The organism is Actinocrinis sp., assembly GCF_035605935.1.
Lineage (GTDB): Bacteria > Actinomycetota > Actinomycetes > Streptomycetales > Catenulisporaceae > Actinocrinis.
The window spans coordinates 1-6,285 of record NZ_DATNGK010000180.1 but is presented as its reverse complement, the minus strand read 5'-3'; the positions used below and the strand labels follow the sequence as shown (position 1 = coordinate 6,285).

Annotated in this window: 8 protein-coding genes; 3 read left to right on the top strand and 5 right to left on the bottom strand. The window is 68.2% G+C overall.

All coding sequences use genetic code 11. The features are described 5' to 3' along the window. The 5 genes from VN779_RS14670 to VN779_RS14650 form a co-directional block, all read right to left on the bottom strand. Positions 1 to 810: amidase family protein (locus VN779_RS14670; protein WP_325723516.1), on the bottom strand; the 810-nt coding region annotated here is incomplete at its 3' end. A gap of 59 nt (positions 811 to 869) precedes the next feature. Further along, positions 870 to 1,631, bottom strand: coding sequence for an IclR family transcriptional regulator (locus VN779_RS14665; protein WP_325723514.1), 762 nt, complete (start codon positions 1,629 to 1,631; stop codon positions 870 to 872). 307 nt (positions 1,632 to 1,938) lie between these two features. Further along, complete coding sequence (locus tag VN779_RS14660; protein WP_325723512.1) at positions 1,939 to 2,694, bottom strand: CPBP family intramembrane glutamic endopeptidase; 756 nt, start codon at positions 2,692 to 2,694, stop codon at positions 1,939 to 1,941. 94 nt (positions 2,695 to 2,788) lie between these two features. Then, complete coding sequence (locus tag VN779_RS14655) at positions 2,789 to 3,025, bottom strand: DUF397 domain-containing protein (protein ID WP_325723511.1); 237 nt, start codon at positions 3,023 to 3,025, stop codon at positions 2,789 to 2,791. Between the two features lie 9 nt (positions 3,026 to 3,034). After that, positions 3,035 to 3,859 (bottom strand): helix-turn-helix transcriptional regulator, encoded by an 825-nt coding sequence (locus VN779_RS14650; RefSeq protein WP_325723510.1) that lies wholly within the window; start codon positions 3,857 to 3,859, stop codon positions 3,035 to 3,037. A gap of 463 nt (positions 3,860 to 4,322) precedes the next feature. On the opposite strand from VN779_RS14650, the gene VN779_RS14645 reads away from it, so the two are divergent. The 3 genes from VN779_RS14645 to orn all read left to right on the top strand — a co-directional run. Then, positions 4,323 to 4,739 carry a hypothetical protein gene (locus tag VN779_RS14645; protein WP_325723508.1) on the top strand — a complete coding sequence of 139 codons (417 nt, stop codon included), beginning with the start codon at positions 4,323 to 4,325 and terminating at the stop codon, positions 4,737 to 4,739. A gap of 285 nt (positions 4,740 to 5,024) precedes the next feature. After that, entirely contained in the window at positions 5,025 to 5,699 is a 675-nt protein-coding gene (locus tag VN779_RS14640; RefSeq protein WP_325723506.1) for a hypothetical protein, read from the top strand. A gap of 98 nt (positions 5,700 to 5,797) precedes the next feature. After that, on the top strand, positions 5,798 to 6,285 hold a 488-nt coding region (gene orn, locus VN779_RS14635), incomplete at its 3' end, for an oligoribonuclease (protein WP_325723504.1).

The following is a 6,285-nucleotide window of genomic DNA, read 5'->3' as shown; positions in this document are numbered from 1 at the left end:
CGCATAGTCGACGAAGCCAGGATGATCGGCCACCCAGTCGTGCGGGTCCGCGGCGCCGAGCACCGACAGCAGCACCGCCGCGTCCGCGACCGACGTCGCCATCGGGCCCGCGGTGTCCTGCGCCAGGGACAGCGGCACGATGCCGGTCCGGCTGACGAGCCCGAGGGTCGGCTTGATGCCGACGATGCCGCAGGCGCTCGACGGGGAGACGATCGACCCGTCGGTCTCCGTCCCGACGGCGAGCGGCGCGAAACCCGCCGACAGGCCGGCCGCCGAGCCCGAGCTCGACCCGGACGGGTTGCGGTCGAGCGCGTACGGGTTCGCGGTCTGCCCGCCGAGCGTCGACCAGCCGCTGGTCGAGCGGGTTGACCGGAAGTTCGCCCATTCCGACAGGTTGGCCTTCGCCAAGATGATCGCGCCGGCCGCGCGCAGCCGGGAGACGAGGAACGCGTCCGGCGGCCGGGCGGCGAGCAGGGCCGGCGAGCCGGCCGTGGTCGGCGCGCCCGCCACTTGCACGTTGTCCTTGACGAGAACCGGGATTCCCTCAAGCGCGCCGCGCGGCTGGCCGGCCCGCCAGGCGACGTCGCTCGCGGCGGCCTGGTCGAGCACGTCCGGGGTAACCGCGATCACGGCGCCGAGCACGGGATTCACATCCGCGATGCGGTCGAGGTGCCGCTGGGTAAGCGCGGTGGGGGTAAGCTCGCCCGCGGCCATCGCCTGCCGCAGCCCGGTCACCGAGGACGAGAAGATATTGATGCTCGGGCCAGGGATCTCGGCGGCTAGTTCGGGCGAACTCTGGAAATCCGGCATGCGGGCAGGATAACGGTTGAATAGCAGTCAAGTAACCGGATGGGGCCTCTGTAAATGCGTTAGAGAAACGCTAAATTCGCTGAACTTTGCTCGATCTGCCGGCTGAGCCGCGCGGCGGCGGCCCGCACCTGGCCGAGCAGGCGTTCCTGCTGCGCCGCGGGCGCGCGGACCAGCGGCGACGGCACGGTGAGCGCCGCGACGGTGGACCGCCCGTCCGTTACCGCCGCCGACGCGGCCCACACGCCCCGGTCGATCTCCTCCTCGCTCGTCGCCCAGCCGCGCGCGGCGACCTTGGCGAGGGACTCCTCGGCGCCGGCGGCGGCCAGCGGGTCGGACTGCGCGAGCGGCGCGAGATACTCGCGGCGCAGGCGTTCCGGCAGGCCAGCGAGCAGAACGCGGCCGCTCGCGCCGCGCAGCAGCGGCAGCGACTGGCCCGGCTCGAACGTGGCGCGCAGGTGATGTTCCGATTCGACCCGGTGAACGCAGACCGGCACGCGGGCGATCAGCCGCACGAAGATCACCGTCTCGCCGCATTCGCGGACCAGGTCGCGCATGACCGGGTCGGCGACCTCGATGAGCGTCTCCGCGGCCTCGGCGGCGCGGGCAAGCGAGATGAATCGCGGCGACAGGTGGTAAGCGCCGTGGTCGTCGCCGACCAGCATCCCGGTATCGCGCAATAGGGCGATATATCGGTACATGCTGGGCAATGGGATAGCCGTGGTTTCTGCTAGCTCTCTTGCGGTCAGCGTGTGCTGGCGCGGCGAGAAGGCTTGCAGGACGGCGAGAACCCGGCGGGCTCCCTCGGCGCCAGAAGCAGGCACCGCTGACCGGTGCTCCCCAGTCCCCTGCGGCGCTTGAGGAGCTGAATGAGTGGCCACTGGACTCTTTCTCAGCTATTCGCAATGCGACTGTCGCGACACGATAACGAGACCCCCGCGAGAGCGTCAAGCGATCTTCTGATACTGGTGTGAAATACGAGGCGAGAGCGCAACTGGCTTGTTTGCGCAAAAGGCTGGAGATAGCAGCGCTTGAAGAGGCTAACGAACCAGAAAAGTCCACGGTTCCCCGTTGGCTAGAGGTCGCGCGGGTGGGGCGCCGCGGGCCCGGCAGTCCCATCCGTGCGACCTCTTAGGGAAGCCAGGAAACGTGGCCCGCCAGCAGGGCGTAGCCGATGAAGGCCACCGCGTCGATCAGCGTGTGGGCGATAATCATCGGGGTCGCGCGGCGCCAGCGCAGGAAAAGCAGGCCGAAGATGACGCCCATGATCGCGTTGCCGGCGAAGCCGCCGAAGCCCTGGTACAGGTGGTACGAGCCGCGAAGCGTCGCGCTAATGGCCACGGCGGCCCACGGGTTGACGCCGAGCCTGCGCAGCCGGGTCAGCAGGTAGCCGGTGACAAGCACCTCTTCGAGCACGCCGTTCTGCAGCGCGGACAGCAGCAGCACCGGGTAGCGCCACCAGACGTTCGGCTCGTTTTCCGCGACGACGTTCAGCGCGATGCCTGACTTGTACGCGATGAAGTACAGGCCGAGGCCGCTCCCGCCGATCAGCGCCGCGAGCCCGGCGCCGCGCAGGAAGTCGCGCAGCGGCTGGGTGCGGTCCACGCCGATGGATTTCGCGCCGTCGCCGGAGCGGGCGAGCAGGTAGAACACGAGCACCACCGGGGCGGCGCCCGAGGCGATCGAGACCAGTTGCAGGAACAGGTCGAGCAGCGGCCGGCCCGGCGCCTGCGAGCCGTTCAGCGTGACCGACTGCGACGCGAGCGAATGGTGCGCGGTCAGCGAGCCGATTAGCGAGACGAACGCGGAGACGCCACTCGCGCCGAGCGACACCGCGAAAACGGAAATAATCTCCCAGCGCAGCAGCACCCGCTCCCGGCGCGACAACTCGGGAGCGTCATCGGGCCGGGTAAGGCGAAGCCATTCACCCGTTCGGAATGATGGATCTTGATCTTCTGCCGCTACCGGGAGATCGGCTTCACTACGCGAGAAGCGCGTCGAAATCGCCGTCCTGCGCGCCGCCGATCAGCGCCTCGATCTCGGCCTTGGTGTAGATCAGCGCCGGGCCGTCCGGGTCCGCCGCGTTGCGGACGGCGATCTGCCCGTCGGGCAGCCTGGCCATCTCGACGCCGCCCTCACCGTTGTCGGCAGTGGCCAGCCGCCACTGCAGGTCCGGCAGTTCGCCCGCCGGCATTCCGTTGTAGACCCCCTCGGCCATTGGCCCCTCTCAGATGTCCTTCAGCATCCCGGTCAGGATCTCCCTGGTCCGGTCGGGCGACGTGCCCGCGACCGAGAGGCGTTCCATCACCGCGGCGTAGCGCTCGACTTCTTCCGGCTTGTCTATGTAGTGCGCGCCGGTCAGGTACTCCATGTAGACCACGTCCGGGAGGTCGGTCTCCGGGAACCGCATGATCGTGAACGCGCCACCCTCGGCCGCGTGCCCACCGTACCTGAACGGCATGACCTGAATGGTGATGTTGGGCTCGCCAACGAGGTCGATGAGCCGCTCGATCTGCCCGACGTGCACGTCACGGCCGCCCATCGGCCGGCGCAGCGCCGCCTCGTCCATGATGACCCAGTACCGCGGCGGGTGCTCGCGCGTGAGCAGCTTCTGCCGGCCCATCCGCAGCGCCACCCGGCGCTCCACTTCGTCCGGGTCCAGGCCGGGCGCGCCCTGCAGGATCACGGCGCGCGCGTACTCTTCCGTCTGCAGCAGCCCCGGCACGAACTGAACCTCGTAGACACGGATGAGTTGCGCGGCCTCTTCGAGGCCCACGAAGACGTGGAACCAGTCAGGGACCACATCCTGGAACTTCTGGTACCAGGGAGTCGCGTTCGCTTCCCTGGTCAGCTGGACCAGCTTCTCCCGCTCCGCCAGATCGCCGACGCCGTAGAACTCGAGCAGGTCAGTGACGTCGCGTTCCTTGAACGAGACCCGGCCGAGTTCCATCCGGCTGATCTTGGATCCCGAGGCGCGAATGTGATAGCCGGCGTCGTCGCGCGTGACGCCCGCGCCCTCGCGCAGTCGCCTGAGCTGAGCGCCGAGCAGCATCCTGAGTACGGTCGGACCGCCTGCGGGAGCGGCGCCCCCAGGCGCACTAACACTCAACGCGGTCCCCTCTCAGGTGTTCCGACAAGCCGATGATCCCCACCCACCAGCGCTTTTGGCACCCTCGCACCGCATCTGCACGAGCCGTCTGCACGAACTGTCCGCACATGCATGCGTTGATGACGCTGCGATGATATCGCGCCCAGTGTCGGTACACGAGATTCTGGCAATACTGAGAAGAAGGGATCATTAGGACATCGCGCCTCCCGGCGGGCCAAGCGGTGCTTCGCGCAGATCAGGACTATGCTTCGTCCGTCAGCGCGTCACGTTAGGGCACCCAATGTTGAAGACATCATCTGGTGGTCAGAGCGGCCGGTCGGCCCTTGTCAGCCTCGAGAAGCGGCTCGCGGGCAGCGACCCGGACGACTCGGCTGTCCCTGGCTCGGTGCGGAAGTCAGTCAGGTTCATGCTCGGCGGAGCGCTGGTCACCGTGGTGAGCAGTTTGTTTTCCATCTTTGCGGTGATCGCCGTCCCAACTTTGCTCAACAACGGAAAGCAGCCAACCTCGAACCAGATTACCGGGTACATCGTCCAAACCGTTGTTTTGACGTTCGTGTTCTGTGGTCTGTGGGTGCTGATGGCCAGAAAAAACCGCGAGGGGCGAAGCTGGGCGCGGATCGTGGCGTCGGCGCTCTTCGCGCTCTCGACGATCAGCCTTTACACGTCGGTCGACTCGCTGCGGTCCGCGGATTACCTCAGGGTCTACAACGTCGTGAGCCTAGTGCTCGCGATCGTCGAGTGGCTGTTGGGCCTTGGCGCGATCGCGCTGATCTGGCGGGCGGAGTCGGGCGCGTACTTCAAGTCACGCTCCGCGGTGCGCTAGCGGTCCGCCGCCGGTTCCGCCAACTGCGCGCCTATGGGCCGCGCGTGAACTCTTTCGCCTCGTGAGACGCTTGTCTTTCCGCAGTGGTGGCGCTCGCCGTACGCCAGCCGGAACTTCTGCTAACCGCGTGGCGAACAATGGCCGCCATTGTTGATTCCTCCTGAATTTCTTGCATTGTCGCCGGATTCCGGACCCCCTCTGGACTAATCACTGCGGCTGACGTAAGCAAGGAGAGAAGTCTGCGGCCTTAGAGGGTCTAGACCTTATGGGAGGGGAGCCAGCGTCGTGGCACACGCATGGATGCCGGAAGCAAGGCGCATCCGGGCGGAGACTGACGGAGGCCCCCTGATCGGCGGCGCACCCCGCGCGGTCTGGCTAACGCTCGGTACCGCCCCGGGCGCGGTATCCGTCCAGTCGGCCGCGCAGCGGCTGATCGGCGAACGCCGGCCGTGCCATCTCATCTGGGACCCGCTGTCCGGCGACATGGCCCAGCTCATCTCGGTGCTGCGGGCCGGGCGCGCGCTCGGCGCCGCCGATCACCTCGACTGGGCACCAGGCCGCATCCGGGCCCAGCCGGAGAACGTGAACGCCGAGGGCCGGATCTGCGTACAGATCGGCGTGCTCGGCCACCCCGGCCAGCCGTTCACCGGCGGCCCGCTCGTCGGGATCGAGGCGATCGTCAGCTGGCTCGACTCCTGGGGCGTACCGCGCCGCTGGCCGGCCGGCCGGCCCGAGGGATACCGGCCCGAGCTGCCGGCCACGGCGGTGATCGCCGACCGGCGCAGCCGGATCGCGTGGGCCCGCGGCGGTCACTTCGGCGCGTCGCAGGTGCCCGGGTGCGGCAACGCCGGGCCCGGCGCGATCGATATCGACCGGATCACCGGTCCGCACGGCCTCCAGGTCCGCGCCCGCGGCCTCCCGGCTCCGCGCGCCGAGGCGGCCCTCCCCATCCCGGCGTAACCTTCCTCTCCGTCCGCCCCGCCGCACGCGATGGGCGGGCAGGAAGCAGGAAGCCGCATTCGTTCGGGATGAGGCCTTTTGCCTTTACCCTTGGTGGAATGAACGACCGGCTAGTGTGGATCGACTGCGAGATGACGGGGCTCGACATCGAGCGGGACGCGTTGATTGAGATCGCGTGCGTTGTCACGGACTCGGAGCTGAACCTGCTCGACAGCGGGATTGACCTGATCATCAAGCCGCCAGTCGAGGCGCTTGACCAGATGAGCGACGTCGTGCGGGACATGCACACGACCTCGGGGCTGCTCGCCGACCTGCCCGGCGGCATGACGCTCGCGGAGGCCTCGGACGCGGTGCTCGCCTACGTCAAGCACCACGTGCGGGAGTCGCGCAAAGTCCCGCTGTGCGGCAACTCGATCGCCACCGACCGCTGGTTCATCGCCCGCGACATGCCCGAGCTGGACAACTGGCTGCACTACCGGATGATCGACGTCTCGTCGATCAAGGAGCTGGCGCGGCGCTGGTACCCGCGGGCGTACTTCGCCTCGCCGGACAAGCACGGCGGGCACCGGGCGCTCGCCGACATCAT

Excerpts from the sequence above, each read along its gene's own strand:
- VN779_RS14655 (WP_325723511.1), bottom strand. The coding sequence starts at position 3,025 with ATGGCCGAGGGGGTCTACAACGGAATGCCGGCGGGCGAACTGCCGGAC.
- VN779_RS14650 (WP_325723510.1), bottom strand. The coding sequence starts at position 3,859 with ATGCTGCTCGGCGCTCAGCTCAGGCGACTGCGCGAGGGCGCGGGCGTC.
- VN779_RS14645 (WP_325723508.1), top strand. The coding sequence starts at position 4,323 with ATGCTCGGCGGAGCGCTGGTCACCGTGGTGAGCAGTTTGTTTTCCATC.